Here is an 18,642-nt window from a genome sequence, read left to right as displayed (position 1 = left end):
CATCAATCAGGTGTTCGCTCGATTCTTCCGAAAATGTGCCCACCCTTTCTTCAGCCATGCGACACCGTAGATCATAGCCGGAAGGATTAATAAAATGCTGATCGTATACAAGTTGGCTGAAGCGCTAACCAAACTGGAAATACCGGATCCACCGGACACAACCCAGTAAGCAAATATCATGCACAGGAACGAAAGTGGACCAACCACAGGTTTGTAGTCTCGCAAACCAAACCATTCCGCGGTTGATGTAGCAAAGATATATAAAAAAACGGAAATTTTAACGAAAATACCGAAAATCCAGATGGCAATAATAAGGGATTCGATATGCTGCAGAAAGTCCGCAATAGTTATGTATCTTGCTGCGATCATGACCGGAAATACAAATGTATCCGTCAAATCACCAATTAAAAACAGGCAAAACAGATTGGTAACTGTCATTGCAGTTGTTGTAAATACAAGGGAACCCAGCATGACCCGGGTTATTCGTTTTTTTTCATTCACATAAGGTAGCAGAAAAGCCAACACGATATATTCACTAAACCATGCAGCAGGTGCAGCAGCCCCCGTAATAATGGGAATTGGACCCTTCTCCATAAAAGGAAACAGCTCGGCAGGATTCAGTTCACCAATCAACAATATAAAGATCAAAGCCAGCAGCACGATCAGCAGGGTAACAAACACCTGGGCGGTTCGTCCGACAACTTCGATCCCGAGTCTGACATTAATCGCACATACAACAACCATCGTACCCATCACAACAAACAAAGGTGTACGCGGAAGTGCATTATTGACAATGAATTCACCGTATTCCCGAATAATCAAGCCCGTCAGGTGGGGCAAAAAAGCAATATATATCAGGCCGAATAACTTGCCCGGAATCCGACCAATAATCAATACGCTGGATTGAATGAGTGTTTTTCCAGGGTACAGACGATCAAGTCCAACGGAAATACCAATAGCAGCCAATCCAACGATTGAACCTATAATCGGAGTCATCCACATGTCATGTCCTGCATAGTGCATTGTAATTCCAGGCACAGACAGGATAGCCGTCGCGAGAATGGCGGGAAAGACCATAAATGCCAATTGAGTCACCGATATTTTCCCTTTGTCAGTCAACATATGTAATCCCGCTCCCTTGTTTGCTTGAATGTAGATTGTTCTAGTGTGGTTTGTTCCTTGGGGATGGACGCCACCATACATCCTTAAGTTCCTTAGCCATCGTAGGTGCTACCGGTGAGAGATAAGGTGTTCCAAATGAACGAAGACTGCTTAGATGAATGACAACCAAGATGACTCCCAGCATGACACCCGTGAGTCCCAACGTTCCTGCAAGAAACATCATGGGAAAACGTAGTAGACGGGTCGCGATGCTGGCAGCATAGCGAGGGATCATGAAAGAAGCGATACCGGTAATCGCTACAATGATAATCATGGGGGCTGAGACAATTCCGGCACTCGTCGCCGCTTGCCCAATAATTAAGGCCCCCACAATACTGACCGCTGATCCGACCTGCTTGGGCAATCGGACGCCAGCCTCACGCAATGCTTCAAAGGCAATTTCCATAATGAGTGCTTCCACCAGGGCAGGAAAAGGGATCTCTTCTCTCGCCCGAGCAATACTGAGAAGTAATACGGTAGGAATCATCTCCTGATGAAACGTCGTAATCGCTACATAAGCTGATGGAAGCAGCATGGATAAAACAAAAAAAATGTATCGCAGCCAGCGTACAAAAACACTCATGAACACATTTTGATAATAATCTTCGGGAGATTGTAACATGGAAAAAATGGTTACTGGTGCGATAAGGGTAAAAGGCGTTCCGTCAACGAGAATAGCAAACCGACCTTCCAGCAAGTTGGAAACAACGACATCCGGGCGCTCCGTCGCAATCATCTGTGGAAATGGTGAATATCGCTCATCGATAATCCCTTCTTCAATGTATTGACTCTCCAGTACGTCTTGGAGCTTTAAATCGGCAAGTCGTGTCTGCACTTCCTTAACAAGTTTGGGGTCAATAATCCCCTCCATGTATACAAGTGAAATACTGGTGTTTGTACGTTCTCCCATGTTACGTGTATGAATCTTCAATGCAGGTGTCTTGAGACGTTTGCGCAGTAAAGACATATTCATGGTCAACGATTCTGTGAACCCATCCCGTGCACCACGCACGGTCGATTCAGCTAACGGTTCTTCCGTTGAACGATTTGCAGCTAGGTATAGAGGGTATGTAGTTCCGCCTATTGAACCGTCCAGCAGTAACAGAGCTTCTCCTTCAAATATGGCCTGTACTGCCTGAGTAGTCGTTTCAACTTGCTTAACAGAAGCTAGGGGAACTTGCGCAGCTTCGATCCCCATTTCCTGAATGGGGGTTAGTACCTGTCTCTCCAGCCGCTCCGTATCGCATACACCAACACAATATACGCATAACGCTGATGTAAGACACGCCGTTTGGAATGTATGAAATACAACGTCCGAGCAACCCGCAAAAACGGAGCGTAACATTTCTTGATCAATAACAAGTTGTCCGGTTAATGGCAGGTTCTGTTGTGTTATCGCTGATGTGTCCATGACGCCTCCCCTTTCCGTAAACGCTCCGTCCAGATATTCTCAGTTAAAGGTATCCTTTACTTATCAGATGGGATATATACGCAAAATATAGAATGCCAAAAAAGCCGCCCTCATGAGCGACTCTGATGATATAAAACGCTATTCATTCCTATGAATCCGTTGATCTTGCTCTTTGCAATTCCCTTTTTTATTTATCCCTATCCTTTCACAGCACCCAAAGCAACACTCCCAATAATCTGTTTGGAAAATACAGAGAATACAATAATAATAGGCAGGATTGAGATCGCTACACCCAAATACAAGAGCCCATAATCCATCCCATAGTACCCCTGCACTAGCGCAACCAATACCGGAAGCGGATATTTATCCAGGGAGAAAAACAGCACCAGCGGTGTTAGGAAATTATTCCATGATCCGATAAACGTGAATATGCCAAGGGCGGCGATTGCCGGCCCCAGAATAGGCAGTACAATCTGATTGAACGTCCGGAACTCACCGGCACTGTCCACCCGCGCAGATTCAATAATCTCATCCGGGATGCTGCTCTCCATGAACTGTTTGATAAAAAATACATTAAATGCGTTAGCCGCAGCCGGCAAAATAATTGCGGCATAACTATCCAGAAGTCCCATCATGCTGAATAGTCGATATACGCCAATCAAAGCCAGTTGACCCGGTACCATCATGGTTGCTAACAGAAACAGGAACAACCCGTTTCGACCTTTGAATTTAAATTTGGCAAATCCATACGCAGTTAAGGCCCCAATATACAGAGATAATACGGTCGATGTTCCGGCAATAAATATGCTGTTGGCAAACCCACGCCATATGTTGATTTTGGATACCATGTTCAGATAGTTATCAATCAAAAATGACCCAGGGAGAAATGTAAACGTCGAAGCAATCGTTGCATTGTTATGTGTGGAATAGATAAGCATCAGATAAAATGGAATAATGCAGAGCACGGCAAGACCTGTCAGCAACAGATAGATGATGATTTTGCCTGCCGTCAGGCCCCTTGTATTGGCATATTGCTGAATCGCCGCATTTGGTTGTTCAACTGATTTTGCAGTTTGCATAAGAACTCCCCTCCCTATGAACGGCTCTTCCGCTTGGTCATGATGAAGGATGCAACGGACAACAATATGATGATAATAAACAGGCAAAATGCGATGGCAGCGCCGTAACCAAATCGTGTGCTCTGAAATGCTACATTATAGAGATACATAATGCTCGTCATGGCTGCTCGGTCAGGACCGCCATTGCCGTTGGTTAGTGTAAATGGCTGATCGAAAATCTGGATGCCACCAATAATGGATGTAATCATCTGAAACAGAATTATTGGACGGAGCATCGGCACGATAATATGGATGAAAATATGTTTCTTTTTCGCGCCATCCATCTGTGCAGCTTCCAGCAATGAAGGATCAATGCCCTGAAGACCTGCAAGGTAGATGACCATGGAATAGCCGAAGTATTGAAAAAACAAAATGGATGATACAATAAGACGCATAAACCAGGGATCATTTTTCCAGTTAATTGGATCTTGTATTATGCCGGTCTGCACCAAAAAATGATTCAGTCCGCCAGACTGCCAGTCAAAAATCAAGCTGACAAGCAATCCAAGTGATGCCGCCGTAACGATGTTGGGAAAAAAGTATACGGCTCTGAAAAAGTCCCGTCCTTTGAGCAACTTATCATTCAGGATAAAAGCCAACACAAGTGAGATTGTGAGCTGTGGAACTACAGATACGCCCCAGATGAATAACGTATTAAACAAGGTTTTGTAGAACAACGGATCTTGTAATACGGCAACGTAGTTACCGATCCCTACAAAATCAGGTGTCGTGATCCCATCAAAGTTGGTGAAACTGATGTAGAGCGAATATAAAATGGGATACAGCCCAAAAGTGGTAAAAATAATAAAAAACGGAGCAATGAAGTAGTAGCCGTAATGGTCCTTGCGAATCGTTTTGGCAAACATGTTCTATCCCCCCAGTTATCATCGGATGTGTATATTCAATTGCTTACTAATCCACTTCCAGCTCCGGAAATCTCAAGGTGACATCACGTTTGATTCGCTTTACGACTTCTTCCTTGGTCTGAATGTCCTTGTTGAGATATAACTGGAGTACAATCTTGTAGATATCATTGTTAATCGTGGCATCATATTTGGTGCGTTCGTATACAGGTACCCGTTTTGCGGCCTCCGAGAAAAACTCGAAATGCTTCTGTCCTCCCAAATAGGTCGATGAGAGAGACGGGGCAAGTTCATCATTCACAACCATGTTACTGGTGAAATAATCCTGTTCTTTCGCTAACTCGGAAAGAAAGTCGTGGTCAAAATTATAGAACTCAATAAACTTCCAGGCCAAATCCTTTTTCTCACTTTTACTGTACATCGCGATATAGGTTCCACCTGAACTAAAGGCTGACGGTCCCTGGGCTAAGCCCCACATGCCTTCGGTATCCGGAGCGTTTGCCTTGAACGTATATTGCAAACCCCAGGTTGCCCCGGGATAGAACATGACCTCTCCTTTTTGCATGGATGCAGCGTAACCGGCACTTCCATCTTCATACTCGGCAAGTACATTCCGCTCACGTGCTTCACGTACAAGATCGAGCACTTCCAAGTACGTTGGATCGATGACAAGTTTGCCGTCCTTCACCCAAGGTATACCATCATATGAATTCGATATAGCATTCCAATTCGCCAATGCATGTACTTTATTCCCGCTAAGTTGCTGTACCTTCTCTCCAATCTCGAAGATCTTCTCCCATGTATCGATCTGTGAACCCACCTTCTCAGGATCATCGGTGCCCAGATATTTCTTCGCCAGATCCCGACGATAGTAGATGCCCCCTGGTGTTCCTTGATAACCTATCGCTCTGACATTTCCCTCACTGTCCTGTTCATTGGCCTGAACAAAAGCATATTGTTCCTGAATAAGTTCATTGGCGTTATACGGCGAAGCTGATAGATTCTCCAGATATGGAACGTCAATCAGCTCTCGAATATTCGCATTTTCAATCATAAATACATCTGGAGCCTTCGAGGTTGTCTGTAGCGCAGATTTCAGCTTGGTGATATAGAAATTACCGGGGATGTTGACAAAGTTCACTTTGATGTCAGGATATTTCTGTTCGAATTTTTCGATGGCGTACCCTGCTTCATCCGTAAAACTCCACACGGTAATCTCCTGTTGCTTGGTTTGACTCGATGGACTGAACTGACAACCAGCTAACAACATCGCTGCACATACAAATACAATAGTTGGCTTAAACCACTTCTTCATAGGCCCCCTCCTTCAAAAAGGAAACGCTTACAATTTATTAGAGTATATTGATTTTGGAGAGGGCTTTCTCCACAAATATTGTGCATTACCCTCCATATTTTGTGATATTCGTACGATGTTTCTTACGAAATTCGGAGGGTGTGCAGTCATTATATTTTTTGAAAAGACGATTATAGGAGTTAACATTGTTAAATCCGTGTCCGATCGCAATCTCCAGAATCGTATCCTGACGGAACAATAAGGCCCACTCGGACTTGATAATTCGAAAATGATTCAAGTATTCCATCAGTGTTACTCCCTTGATCTCTTTGAACAGCTTGCAGACATGGAACTTGCTGAATTTAATATGTTCTGCCACCTGTTCCAGTTTAATGGGCTCAGCATAGTGCTCCTCCAGGTATTCACAGACCGATTCAAGGAATTCGAATTTTTTGGAAGAAGTACATGCCCATCCTGAAGATGAAGATTCATCGGTAACCGGTACTTTGGTACGTAATAAAAGTATGATGAGATCATACAATCTGGACACCATTAACCATCGGTATCCCGGCTTCTGATTTTTCTTCTCGGTAATGATGTCATCTATATATTGAGTCAGATTGCTCTGACTTCCCGTATTCGAGGGAATAACTGTTGTTTTGTTGAAAAGTTGTCCGAGATCCTGAATTTCGGCTTCGGTCGTGAAACTCCCGGTTAACAATTCGAGTCGGAACAAAATAATGGTCAAATGTTCGGTCCCCGGCAAAAAGCAGTGCACATCCCCTGGTTTGATCAGCAGCACATCCCCTTTTTCCAACTCACACACGTGGTCGTTCACGCCAATTCTGGCGCCCTTTCCATTGACGAGAACCAGTTCAACCTCGTCATGCCAGTGTGCAGCATAATTGAACTGATTTCCTGTATGAATTACCCGAATGGGAAAACCTTCTTGCATATGGCCTGTCTCCAAAAAAGTGGGTACGCCCATCGTATCAACCTCCATTTATTTCCAACAAAAAATACTCCTCGTCTTTATATTATGCATTAATGGCTACTCTCCTTTCTTTTTAAGTATTTAAAATTCTATAAAATGCAAAAAAACTCCTCAACTCAGGTTGAGGAGCCGAACAGAATCACGTTCCACGCATTGGATGTCCAGTGTATATAACGTCTCTACGATCTCTCCGTTCAACAATTGGAAGAGAACATGACCTGCAAGCTGGCCTGCATCCCTCTTCGGCTGACGAAATGTGGTTAGAGGTGGATTCATGTACTGAGATGCAGGTATATTGTCAAAGCCAATTACGGATAACTGCTCAGGTATTGAGATATCATGCTCCCTGAAGGCTTCCAAGCCGCCGATCGCCATCTCATCATTTGCAAAAAATACAGCGGATGGCAACTCACCTTCAAGCAGTTTCTTGGCTGCATCGTACCCATCTTGCTTCATGTATTGTCCGCCAATTTTCCATTCGGGGTTCTCTTCGATGCCTGCCTCCTTCAAAGCTTTCAAATAACCTTGATAACGATGGAGATTACATTCCGATTGTGACGGGCCACTAATATAAGCTATTGTCCGATGCCCTTTATCGATCAGATAACGGGTAGCCAAGTATCCGCCTTGCGTATCACTCATCAAAACCTTTACAATATGTTGAGCATCCAGATCCCGATCCATGACAACAATCGGAAACCCTGCTTCAGATGCTTCAATCAGCAACTGATCTTGAATATTCTGAGCAATAACAATAGCTCCATCAATTCTTCGTTCACGAATGTAACGATGGGCTGTCGACTTCTCTCCACCCAACGAACTACATACGATCATATCGTATCCATGACTCATAACGACGGTTTCTATTCCGTTCACCAAATCCGAGAAATACGGGCTGGACATGTCATGGACAATAATACCAATGGTTTGTGTACTATTTCGTTTTAATTCCGATGCAGGACCATGCCTAACATAATTGAGTTGACTCGCTGCCTCAAGCACTCGAAGTCTTGTCGGCTCACTTACATTCCCTTTATCGTTGAGTACGCAAGATACGGTGGAACTGGCTACACCAGCCATCTTGGCTACATCTTTAATCGTTGTCATCATATATACTCCTCAAAGACAGTTTCATCTGTTTAGTTCATTATGGCAGTAACACAGCAATGCACACGGGATAGTTCACTAGCATTTTAACACGTCAGTCCAGTCATGTCTCTTAGCAAAACATCAACTACGAAAAAACATATTAAAGAAACCGAGGTGCCTTCATGAGATTTAGTGAATATGTAATAGGTCAGCGCTACGAAACCACATCTTTGGCATTATCCAAGCGTGATATTATTGAGTTTGCCACAATCTATGACCCACAGTACATGCATTTGGATGAGGAAAAGGCCATACAAGGCCGATTCGGCAGTTTAATTGCTTCTGGCATGCAAACGATGAATATCTCCTTTAAATTATGGATTGAGGTCGGGGTCTATGGAGAGCATGTCGTGGCGGGCACCGGAATGAATAACATTCAATTCCTGAAACCGGTCTTTCCGGATGATGAACTTCATGTCATTGCAGAAGTCATTGGACTGACTCCCAGACGAAAAGGAAATGGGATTGTTACGGTGCTACTGAGTACTTTCAATCAGAAGAATCAAAAGGTATTTCAGGCAGAATTAAGTGCTTTAATCGATAATTAAGGACGAGAAAAAGTCCAAAAAAGCCGCCAATTGGCGGCTTTTCGTAAATATATCACATTGAATCATTTTTAAGCGTTATACCCTTTCAATACCTGCCCCAAAATCTCTACACCCTTGACAATCTGTTCGTCTGACGGGGTTGAGAAATTAAGTCTGATGGCATTACAAGGGTCTTGCTCGTTCACCAGGAATGCATTTCCCGGTACAACCGCAACCCCTTGAGCTGCCGCTGTCTTGGCATAATCAAGCATTGGCACATGTGCTGGCAGATCACACCAGAGGAACAGTCCACCATCCGGTTGGGTATAGGTAATGGACTCACCCATATGCTCTTGCAGCTTGTCCATCATCAATGTTGCTTTTCTCCGATAGACCTCACGAATGCTGTTAATGTGCCCCGCGTAATCATACTCTGTCATGAACTTGTACGCCAGAATCTGTGGAAGCATGGCCGTATGTACGTCTTCTCCCTGTTTGGCAACAACCATCTTCTCCACGACTTCATGGGGCGCTTGTACAAAACCAACGCGCAGTCCTGCCGACAAAATTTTGGAGAATGATCCAACATAGATGACCAGACCCTCATCATCCATAGACTTGATGGTTGGCACATCGTCTCCATTGAATCGAAGTTCTCCGTACGGGTTATCTTCCAAAATCATAACGCCATACTTCTTAGCCAGCTCGTATATGGCCTTACGTTTTGCAAGACTCGTTGTTACACCGGTAGGATTCTGGAAACTTGGGATCACGTAGATCAGTTTCACATTAGGCTCCGTTTGCAGCGCCTGTTCCAGCTTCTCGATATCCATACCGTCCATCTCCATCGGAACACCTGCAAGCTTTGCACCGGATGCCCGGAAGGAGTTCAGGGAACCGATAAAGCTCGGGCTCTCACAGATAATCGTGTCCCCTTCATTACAGAACACTTTACAGGCCAGTTCAATCCCCTGTTGTGCTCCAGATACAATGAACAATTGATCGGATGGTTTACCGGTATCAAAACCTGTCTTCAAATGTTGAGTCAATGCTTCCCTGAGGGGAACATATCCTTCCGTAATCCCATATTGCAGAGCTGTGACAGGGTCGTGCTCCAGAATGGATTGAGTGAATGTGCGAATCGCCTCAATCGGAAAGGTTTCCGGAGCAGGATTTCCCGCAGAGAATGGAATCACATTTTGGCCCGAAGAAGCCTTCAGAATCTCACGAATAATGGATGGTTGCAGTGCTGCGATACGATTGGAAAATGAATAGTTCATCTTAAATAGTGCCTCCCGACATTTCATCTGAATTAACTCTCTATCATTACATTAGATTCTATTATACGAGCATTTCCCGAATTTCCAAACTGTCTCCACAAAATTAATGTTTGTACGCCAAAAAAGAGGCCGCCGTCAGCAACCTCTTTCCCATAAGTATTGAGCAAAATCCTGTTAGCGCGCTGTGTTCATCTCGGATAACCGTGTGGCCTTCACTACATAAGCGGCTAGACCGGGGATCATCCGAGCCAGACCAGGATAGAATTTATTGGTTTTGGCAAAAGCCAGCTTTTGAATTCTTCTTGCGCGTCTGAGCAATTGGGTGAATTCACGGCTTGCTTCCAGCGTGTAATTACTCTGCCAATCGGCATGTTCAATGTCACCTTGCAGGTACTTGTCAGTCCACCTTGCACACAGGAGTGAGGAGCGAAGAGCAATGGACATTCCGTCTCCACATAAGGGTGGTATCATCAGCATGGCATCCCCAATATGCGGATATTGAGACCACGGTTCAGGAACGTTGGACAGATGCAGCGGCGCAATCGACACTTGCGTTCCATCTACAGGTTTTCCTTCGGCTAAACGGGCTGCCAAACTCACGTTTGTCAGGGATGCCGCCTGTAAAATATCGTTTACAGATTTGCCACTTCCCTGGACGGTATCCAGTGTCAACAATGCGGCGACATTCACAATACCATCCTCAATCGGAGAAATGCCCACGTAACCACCCTCGCAAAAATATAACTCTACCCGTGCGGGAATCTCTATCCCGCTGAAGTGGGACTTAACGCCAACGTATACGGTTTGGTCCCGCAGATCAGGTGCGGAAGCCATCCCGCGCGGCTTTTTGGTCCCATGTGCCCCGATAACGGCTTTGGCTCTGTAGCTGATCCGCTCATCTCCCTGTCTCACCTGAACCTCATAACTGGCATCCTCAAGCTGCTCAATGCTCGTTATGGTCGCTTTGGTCACAATCTGGGCTCCGGCCTCCAGCGCCTTCTGATGCAAAATCTGGTCCAGCTCATATCGACTTATGCCATATGCGAATCCCGGCAGCGGTGCTTCGATCACTCCGCCTTGAGGCATAACGATTTTGGCATGATCCATCGTGCTAGGTTTCTTCGACTGGTCCAGAAGGTGAATGTCCAGAACTTCTAACATCTCCTTGGTTTCGGGTGACATGAACTCACCGCAGGTTTTGTGCCGCGGGAACTCCTGGCGATCCAGCAAAAGGGTCCGATGTCCTTTCCCTGCCAGTTGCATTGCACATGTACTGCCGGCAATTCCGGCTCCGATGACAATCACATCTATCGATTTCGACACGTAAGTTCACCTGCCTTTCGTGGGAATAACAACAGAGTAACGGAATAATGGCTTCCATTCATAGGTCATCGTATCATGATTGAGACGTTGTTTAAGTTCCTTCCAATCCCTTCCTGTAAAACCTTTGGCTACGGAAAGAGGCCCATCATGACGAATATAACGATTGCGCGAGATCATACGTGTAGTAATCCAGACCGCCTTATAGGATACGGGGTGGCGGTGAATATCATTAATAACGACACCGTATCTGGATGCTCGCAGCATATGAGAAACCATATCAACCAGCTGATCTCCGTCAAAATGATGAACAAACTGGGAGCCTGTCACGATATCTGCGGAAGCATCCGGCAGTTGTGTAAGATCGGCACGCTGTACCCGAACTCGGGGTTCGTCACGAAATAGTTGTCTCGCTTCCTCACACGCTTCTTCCGTCAGATCAACCAACGTAATTTCCAGCTGAACACCCTGACGATCTGCCCATTGCAGTAGTTTCTGGTTCACATCTCCTGAACCTGCCCCCACATCCAGCAGAGTCAGCTTATCCGGCCTGCCGACAGAGTTCCATAACTTCTCTACACCAGCCAGAGTTGGGCCAGGTGCTGCAAATATTTTGTTAAGACGTCTCAGATGTCTAAGCGCTTCACGCAGCTCCTCCCCTCCCAGAGAGAAGTCATCCATCAGTTCATCTTCCTTGGCGCGAATGGACAATGTTCTAAAAAAGGACATGATCATGCTCCTCCATCACTGAAGATAATGAGGGGACATAAGTGAATTTCATCAACTCTGCGGTGAGTCCCGGTCCAAATGCCATGGCTACACCATCTGTGGAGGATTGACCCTGTGCCTTCATGTCCTCACGCATCGCGTTCAGTACAAACAGAATGGTATTGGAAGATAAGTTACCATACGTTCTGAGGACATCCCTGCTATACTTCGTTTGCTCGTCTCGCAGCTTCATTACATTCTGCACAGAGTCCACAATCCCGCGTCCTCCCGGATGAATGGCCCATAGTTCAGGAAGCTGTTCACTTTGCAATAAGAGACGCAGTTCCTCTTCCAGATGAACACCTAACAGCTTCGGAATACGAGGGGATAGATACAGGTCATACCCCAGATTCCCCACCTCCCAGGTCATATCTTCAGTCGAATCCGGAAGAAGCACAGAATAACCCGTTCCAAGACTTAAAACATTCTTGTGCTGAGATTCTGGTGTGCCCACTACACAAGAAGAAGCAGCGTCTCCGAAGAATGAAGCTGCAAACAGCGCTTCCCGATCTTGTACAGGCTGAAAATGAATGGTGCACAACTCTACACAGACCACAAGGACCTGTGATCCGGGAGCTCCCTGCACCACATCTCGTGCCATCTGAATGGCTTTCAGCCCTGCGGCACACCCCTGAAAGATTAGCGGCAGTCGATTAACTCGGGCAGACAAACCCAAATGACGGATGAGCATAACATCAAGACCCGGCAGATATTGACCTGTGCAGCTGACCGTGATGATATGTGTGATGCTCTTTGGAGATACGCCTGAATCCTCCAGGGCTTTCTCTGCCGCCTCAATCCCGAGCGGAAGCGCCTCTCGCTTGTATGTATTCATTCGTTCTTCGGTTGTCGGGATGTCTGATCGCTCACCAGAGGGCAGATAACGGCATTCTTCGAGTGAACCCAGATAGCTTGGTTCCACGGTATATCGTGTTTCAACACCACAGGACTTGAATATTCGTCTGGCAAAACGGGCCAAATCTGGCCGATCCTGAAGAGAAGAAGCGATTAGTTCTGCAATATCTGACTGTGCTACGGGGTGAGCAGGTATAGCCGTTCCCATGCCAAGAATCGCGATATCGGATGGACTGTTATATTGGTTCATAATAAACCTCCTGGTATTGGTCATTATTTCCTCTAATGTAACAACTCTTACCCTTAACGATCTCGTTATAATCTCAATAAGGCTCCTAATCTAGTTTATTAACACATTCGCAAGCTCAGAAGCTTGGTTTCGCCAAGCCATTGAAGCAGTCACACCAATGAACGAAAAAAGCCGCCATTAGGCGACTTCAAGGTAACCAGATTCCTACTAAGCGTCATTCTGATACACGTTATTTGGAAAATGCTTCTCTGATCTTGTCACTCATTCGGTACCAGGCATCCTCAGCCATCTGGAGATCCCCAGAATGCGTAAATCCATGAGCGGCTCCCTCGTACTCCTTAAGTGTCACCTTCACACCGCTTGCTTCCAGCCTTGCTGCATATGTTCTTGCTTCTTGGGCCAGTGAATCTTTCTCCGCGGTAATAATCAATGCTTCCGGAAGTCCCTCTACTGATGTTGCGAGCACAGGTGAAGCCAACGGGTCTTGCGCATCTTCTGGCGTATCAAGGTACATGGCATTGAACGTTCTGGCGATATCGGCTGGAATGGCTTCTGCAAAACTCGGTTTCTCGGCCGGATCTGTAGCCACATCCAACACGGCATAATCCATAATTTGCAGAACAATTGGCAGCTCGCTACCTCGTTGCTGATTCAGTAAACACACTGCTGCAGCAAGATTACCACCAGCGCTATGTCCCCCAATAGCGAATAGAGACGGGTTAACCGAGAAGGATTGCGGGTTGGCGTGGACCCACTGTACAACGTCGTAACATTCATGGACCGCCGTTGGGAACTTGTGCTCTGGTGCAAGACTGTAATCGATATTAACGACCACACAATCAGATCGATCAGCGATCAAGCGACACCATGGATCATCCATCTCTGCTTGTCCCAAGATGAAACCACCCCCATGCATATTAAAGAAGACCGGCAGAGGCGCGGAATGGTCCCTATCCGGTGTGTACACAAGTACACGTGTATCACCTTTCGTCGTAGGAATCATGACTTCTTTTACTGTGACAGCATACGTGGAACTGGGTTGAAGAGCTGCACCTGTACCGACGACATTTTGACGCATACGTTGTACCATTGCCAATTGTTGTTGTTGATCCATAGATATCACTCCTTAAGTTGATTGCCAATACGCCTTCTTCCGTTGTCACTTTAAGTATAGATGACACTCGTCTATTCCGTCATGTGCAATTCATTTGATATGTATTGATCAACATGCTGAAACGTCAACCAAAATTACCTTCTCCTGCTGCTCTTAATGCTTCAATGTTAACATTCAGTGCCAGGAGATCGGTTTGGATCCGTGCCTGTTTCCTTTTTTTTGTGGAACATCATCCAGACCCCCATCAAACAAAATAAAACGCTGCACCCCATGCCAAACAAGCTACTGGTTTTTAATGCAAGAGGTGAGCCTTGCATGGTAAGTAATGTCGCTTGGGTCACCACGATGGATACCATCGCATCGGTGAAGTTAATCATTTTCAATGTAGATATGATCGGGTTATGGAGATGACGGTTAGCCCAGGTACCATACACGGCAAAAACCATCTTGGTAAAAGCGACTGTTGCTACGATATACACGATGTTACCCTCATATATGAAGGCATCGCCGATTAGATACATTCGCAGGCAGACCATCGAATAGGACACGCCTAGTAAACACAGGAACAGACCTCCGCGCTTATATACCGTAAGCTCCAATCTATATCTTTCTTCGGGAGAGTCCATCCTCTTGGTAACTGTATATTTATGGAGCACTTGGCCTTTTGCCACACACAGAATCAGATAATATACAGCATTTGTAATGAACCATCCCGAAAGCAGATATATGCCCAGGATTAACTTGCCTATCCCTGTTACAGCATTGATAACAAGGGAAGCCACATTAAACAAGGCTGTTCGATCTTGTTTATTTCCAAGGTAATGGAACCAAATGGACTTCAAATATGTCTTCATTTTCATAGGATATTCATTCTGTTAGAGAAGCAGACCATTAGCCTTTTCACCTACCTCTTAAATGTCAATAACATGATGAATGAGGTGTAGAGAAAGTGGTATACGTTCTCCTCATTCGGCCAAAGATTCCCGAACGCTTTTTGGAAGGGATTTAATAACCATATCATACGAGTGATCGATCATGACATAGACATCTTCATCGGACAATGAACCATCCAGCGTAATGGTATTCCAGTGTTTTTTGTTCATATGATACCCCGGTTGAACCGCTTCATGCTGCTCTCTCAGGTTCTCTGCAATAATGGGATCACATTTTAAGTTCAAGCGACAGTTCTCTTTGTTTTCAAAAATAAGCGCAAACATCTTACCCGCAACCTTCATCGCGACTGGATCAGGCCCAAATGGATAATCCTTGGTCGCACCTTTCTTCTTCAAACTGTATTCAATCATCGTATCCTTCAAGTCAGTACCTCCCTTTCACCAATGGACGATATAATGATACCGAATGTAAGTTCGTATGTAAATAAGCTCGTTGCACATAAAAGCATATAATAAAACCTCCTCCAAATGAATGGAGAAGGTTTTATCTGGATTTATTTAGATCTTAATTGGCTCTATCATTCCTAGTTTTGCTGCTGCGGCTGAATGAGCCATGGTTAGATTTACTGCTACTGCTGTTTGATCTACTGCTATTGGGTCTACCGTCGTTTGAACGACTACTGTTTGATTTACCACTCTTGGCAAACCATTCGGATTTGGGCTTGCGTGCCGGGTTAGCTTTGGACTTCGCCGGTTTGCCTGCAGCCGATTTGTTGAACGAAGGTTTACTGCCTGATGTTTTGCTGGTTTTATCAAACACAGGTACACCTGTCATTGGATACGGATGACCTTTCACTTCAGGAATCGTCTTTTTGATTACTTTCTCGATATCCTTCAGGAATGGAAGTTCATCCTTCTCACAGAACGAAATTGCCATCCCGCTTTTGCCAGCTCGCCCTGTACGTCCAATACGGTGAACATACGTTTCCGGAATGTTAGGCAGGTTAAAGTTAATGACATGTGACAGTTCCTCTACGTCAATTCCTCTTGCCGCGATATCCGTCGCAACTAATACACGTGTTGCACCACTCTTGAAGTTGTTCAGTGCCCGTTGTCTCTCGTTCTGAGACTTGTTGCCATGAATAGCCTGTGCCGTAACATTCGCTTTGGCCAAATCACGTGTAACCCGGTCAGCGCCGCGCTTCGTGCGTGTGAACACCAATGCCGTGACGATGGATTTATCCTCCAAAATTTGGTTCAACATATGTTGCTTCTTGCCGTTCTCCAACAAATAAATAGACTGCTCAATGCGGTCTACCGTTGAAGATACCGGTGTGATTTCTACTTTGACTGGATCAACCAGCAGGGTTTTAACCATTTTGGTGATTTCAGGAGGCATCGTAGCTGAGAAGAACAGCGTCTGCTTTTTGTTAGGCATTTTGGCAATGATTCTTTTCACGTCATGAATGAAGCCCATGTCCAACATCCGGTCTGCTTCATCCAGAACGAGAATCTCAACCATCTTCAGATCAATACGTTTCTGGTTAATCAGATCGTTCAATCTGCCAGGTGTCGCGATAATAATATCTGCACCTTGATTCAACGCACGCTCTTGCACTTTTTGCGAAACGCCGCCAACGATTGCCGTACAACGAATGTCCGTATACCGGCTATATACCTTGATGTTATCCGCGATCTGAATCGCCAGTTCTCGTGTTGGTGTCAAAATTAATGAGCGAATATTTCGTGCGGACTTCGATCCTTGCCCTTTGGATCTTTCGCTTAATAATTGAATGATCGGCACTGAAAATGCTGCCGTCTTGCCTGTTCCTGTCTGTGCACATCCCAGCAGATCTCTGCCAGCTAATACAGCTGGTATGGCCTGTTCCTGTATAGGGGTAGGATTAGTATAGTTTGCTTTGCTTAACCCTTCCATAATAGAGGGGATAATATTTAAGTCCTTAAATGTCATGTTGTCTCCTTCATTTACGCACATCTATCAATATGACGCATCTTTTATTTCACACGTAACGTATAAGGATACCATTAAAAACGTAATTTGTACATTATCTTTTTAAAATCACTTTGTTTAACTCACCAATTTAAGACCAACTGCCGATCCGAGCACCATAGCGATAAACAGAATTCGAAGGGCATTTCGAGGTTCTCCATAAAACACCATGCCCAGAATGGCACCACCGGAGGCCCCGATTCCCGTCCAAACGGCATATGCTGTCCCCATCGGAAGAGTTTCCATTGCAATGGACAGGAACAGGAAGCTTAAACCAAACCCGCCTACCAATAGAACCAGTGAAATGAGATTACGGTCTTTATGCAACTTGTTTATCATCAGCACTCCGATCATCTCAAATATACCTGCCAAGATAAGAAATACCCAGTTCATTATAGCTGCACCTCCTTATTCTTCTCTTTGCTCAGCATTTTAAGACCAATCACGCCAAGTAAAAGTACACCAATGAGTACCATTTTTCCGGTTTGAACAGTCGCATTAAACAGAACAATCTCTGCAAGTACCGTGCCAGCGGTACCCAGGCCAACAAATACGGCATATACGGTTCCCACAGGCAGTGTACGCGAAGCTGCAATCATCAAGGAGAAACTAATGATAATTGCAACCAACGTAAACCCCCATTCCAGCAGACCACTGGCATGTTTCAATCCAATGACCCAACCCACTTCAAACAAAGCAGCAATCACAACCGACATCCACGTTTTATTCATTCTTGTAACACTCCTTCTCTACTACATTTTTTGTACAACCCGTAAGGTTCATTAGCGTAAAAACAAAAAAAGCCCGGGAAACAAACTGCATGTAGCAGTTCATCTCCCAGGCTTTTATCCCTCCGTGGCACAACCAACAGGTTGCGGGTTTTCTCTCGGACCAGACCGACACATACATCGCGGAACCCTAGAAAACCTGTTTTTATTCTAATGTGTCTCCAATTATACACACTTCCACTATCTTGGCAACCCCGTAAATGTGATCACGCCATTTATTTGATAATCAAACCCATTAATCCTACAAATGTGGCGGCTTGATGTGGTGAAATCACACAACCGTTGAGATCTTCCATCGTCAGCACCAAGGAGTCAAATTCGCAATCGCTAAGATCCAAATCCTTCAGTTTGGTGCCTGTTAAGGAAGCTTGGTCGATGTTACATTGACTGAACTCCATTTTTTGCAGTGCCAAATAGGCAAAGTCCGCACCAATCAAGGTACATTCCGAGAAGGAGACCTGTTTCAGATGGGCAAAACGGAAATTGCTATAGTCGCCTAGACCATGAAGGAAACTGACATTTTGCAATCGGCTATTGGAAAAATCCGTTCCGACAAACTTGCAGTTATGCCATTCGATCCGGTGCATGAAGGCACCAGAGAGATTGACATTGGAGAAGTCGCAGTGTTCGAACCTGACATCGGTGAATTCAAATTGTTCCAAGGTAGACTCCGAGATGGTCACATGTCTAAATACAACATTTTCAAAGGAAACCTTACTCGCTTCCTGTTGATCCAATGTAATGTTCTCGATCAGTTTGTGTTTGTACTCCACTTTGGATTCCAGGAATGCAATCGTTTCCGGTTCGAGCAACTGCTCCTGAATCTTGGGTTTGTCCATTTTCATC

Annotated in this window: 19 protein-coding genes and 1 riboswitch; of the genes, 1 reads left to right on the top strand and 18 read right to left on the bottom strand. The window is 45.1% G+C overall.

The window, feature by feature from the left end:
* Nucleotides 1-6: 6 nt before the first annotated feature.
* From EL84_RS20310 to EL84_RS20280, 7 genes are all read right to left on the bottom strand, one after another.
* Entirely contained in the window at nucleotides 7-1,122 is a 1,116-nt protein-coding gene (locus EL84_RS20310) for a GerAB/ArcD/ProY family transporter (protein ID WP_047842877.1), read from the bottom strand.
* A 40-nt stretch (nucleotides 1,123-1,162) separates the two neighbouring features.
* On the bottom strand, nucleotides 1,163-2,572 hold the full coding sequence (locus EL84_RS20305; RefSeq protein ID WP_047842876.1) for a spore germination protein: 1,410 nt from the start codon (nucleotides 2,570-2,572) through the stop codon (nucleotides 1,163-1,165).
* 197 nt (nucleotides 2,573-2,769) lie between these two features.
* The gene (locus EL84_RS20300) at nucleotides 2,770-3,651 is read right to left on the bottom strand and encodes a carbohydrate ABC transporter permease (RefSeq protein ID WP_082219076.1); all 882 of its coding nucleotides are present in this window, start codon (nucleotides 3,649-3,651) and stop codon (nucleotides 2,770-2,772) included.
* 14 nt (nucleotides 3,652-3,665) lie between these two features.
* Nucleotides 3,666-4,556: a carbohydrate ABC transporter permease gene (locus tag EL84_RS20295; protein ID WP_036608160.1), complete on the bottom strand. Its 891-nt coding sequence runs from the start codon at nucleotides 4,554-4,556 to the stop codon at nucleotides 3,666-3,668.
* A gap of 46 nt (nucleotides 4,557-4,602) precedes the next feature.
* Complete coding sequence (locus tag EL84_RS20290) at nucleotides 4,603-5,868, bottom strand: ABC transporter substrate-binding protein (RefSeq protein WP_047842875.1); 1,266 nt, start codon at nucleotides 5,866-5,868, stop codon at nucleotides 4,603-4,605.
* Between the two features lie 85 nt (nucleotides 5,869-5,953).
* Complete coding sequence (locus tag EL84_RS20285; protein ID WP_047842874.1) at nucleotides 5,954-6,835, bottom strand: helix-turn-helix domain-containing protein; 882 nt, start codon at nucleotides 6,833-6,835, stop codon at nucleotides 5,954-5,956.
* A 117-nt stretch (nucleotides 6,836-6,952) separates the two neighbouring features.
* On the bottom strand, nucleotides 6,953-7,951 hold the full coding sequence (locus EL84_RS20280) for a LacI family DNA-binding transcriptional regulator (RefSeq protein ID WP_321163448.1): 999 nt from the start codon (nucleotides 7,949-7,951) through the stop codon (nucleotides 6,953-6,955).
* A gap of 161 nt (nucleotides 7,952-8,112) precedes the next feature.
* On the opposite strand from EL84_RS20280, the gene EL84_RS20275 reads away from it, so the two are divergent.
* Nucleotides 8,113-8,538: a MaoC family dehydratase gene (locus tag EL84_RS20275; RefSeq protein ID WP_047842873.1), complete on the top strand. Its 426-nt coding sequence runs from the start codon at nucleotides 8,113-8,115 to the stop codon at nucleotides 8,536-8,538.
* A gap of 68 nt (nucleotides 8,539-8,606) precedes the next feature.
* Here the strand turns inward: EL84_RS20275 and EL84_RS20270 are convergent, their stop codons facing one another.
* From EL84_RS20270 to EL84_RS20220, 11 genes are all read right to left on the bottom strand, one after another.
* The gene (locus EL84_RS20270; protein ID WP_047842872.1) at nucleotides 8,607-9,797 is read right to left on the bottom strand and encodes a PLP-dependent aminotransferase family protein; all 1,191 of its coding nucleotides are present in this window, start codon (nucleotides 9,795-9,797) and stop codon (nucleotides 8,607-8,609) included.
* A gap of 174 nt (nucleotides 9,798-9,971) precedes the next feature.
* Complete coding sequence (locus EL84_RS20265) at nucleotides 9,972-11,120, bottom strand: NAD(P)/FAD-dependent oxidoreductase (RefSeq protein ID WP_047842871.1); 1,149 nt, start codon at nucleotides 11,118-11,120, stop codon at nucleotides 9,972-9,974.
* A gap of 6 nt (nucleotides 11,121-11,126) precedes the next feature.
* Nucleotides 11,127-11,846: a methyltransferase domain-containing protein gene (locus EL84_RS20260; RefSeq protein WP_047842870.1), complete on the bottom strand. Its 720-nt coding sequence runs from the start codon at nucleotides 11,844-11,846 to the stop codon at nucleotides 11,127-11,129.
* Complete coding sequence (locus tag EL84_RS20255; protein ID WP_047842869.1) at nucleotides 11,833-12,990, bottom strand: type III polyketide synthase; 1,158 nt, start codon at nucleotides 12,988-12,990, stop codon at nucleotides 11,833-11,835. The genes EL84_RS20260 and EL84_RS20255 overlap by 14 nt, the downstream gene beginning before the upstream one ends.
* A 229-nt stretch (nucleotides 12,991-13,219) precedes the next feature.
* On the bottom strand, nucleotides 13,220-14,104 hold the full coding sequence (locus tag EL84_RS20250) for an alpha/beta hydrolase (RefSeq protein WP_047842868.1): 885 nt from the start codon (nucleotides 14,102-14,104) through the stop codon (nucleotides 13,220-13,222).
* Between the two features lie 167 nt (nucleotides 14,105-14,271).
* Complete coding sequence (locus EL84_RS30910) at nucleotides 14,272-14,964, bottom strand: hypothetical protein (RefSeq protein ID WP_053061545.1); 693 nt, start codon at nucleotides 14,962-14,964, stop codon at nucleotides 14,272-14,274.
* A gap of 105 nt (nucleotides 14,965-15,069) precedes the next feature.
* Nucleotides 15,070-15,420, bottom strand: a complete 351-nt coding sequence (locus tag EL84_RS20240) for an MmcQ/YjbR family DNA-binding protein (protein WP_047842867.1) — start codon at nucleotides 15,418-15,420, stop codon at nucleotides 15,070-15,072.
* Nucleotides 15,421-15,562: 142 nt separating this feature from the next.
* Nucleotides 15,563-16,969 carry a DEAD/DEAH box helicase gene (locus EL84_RS20235; protein ID WP_047842866.1) on the bottom strand — a complete coding sequence of 469 codons (1,407 nt, stop codon included), beginning with the start codon at nucleotides 16,967-16,969 and terminating at the stop codon, nucleotides 15,563-15,565.
* 117 nt (nucleotides 16,970-17,086) lie between these two features.
* Nucleotides 17,087-17,401 carry a DMT family transporter gene (locus EL84_RS20230; RefSeq protein WP_036670814.1) on the bottom strand — a complete coding sequence of 105 codons (315 nt, stop codon included), beginning with the start codon at nucleotides 17,399-17,401 and terminating at the stop codon, nucleotides 17,087-17,089.
* A complete protein-coding gene (locus tag EL84_RS20225) occupies nucleotides 17,401-17,739 on the bottom strand; it encodes a DMT family transporter (protein ID WP_036608190.1) in 339 nt (112 codons plus the stop codon). Before EL84_RS20225 ends, EL84_RS20230 begins: the two co-directional genes overlap by 1 nt.
* Before the next feature lie 101 nt (nucleotides 17,740-17,840).
* Nucleotides 17,841-17,941: riboswitch (guanidine-I (ykkC/yxkD leader) on the bottom strand.
* A gap of 70 nt (nucleotides 17,942-18,011) precedes the next feature.
* Nucleotides 18,012-18,641, bottom strand: coding sequence for a pentapeptide repeat-containing protein (locus EL84_RS20220; protein WP_047842865.1), 630 nt, complete (start codon nucleotides 18,639-18,641; stop codon nucleotides 18,012-18,014).
* Nucleotide 18,642: the final 1 nt, after the last annotated feature.

This window comes from Paenibacillus sp. VT-400 (assembly GCF_001029205.1).
In the GTDB taxonomy this organism is placed as follows: Bacteria; Bacillota; Bacilli; order Paenibacillales; family Paenibacillaceae; genus Paenibacillus; species Paenibacillus amylolyticus.
The sequence above is the reverse complement of the archived record's forward strand: the minus strand, read 5'-3'. Positions and strand labels throughout refer to the sequence as shown.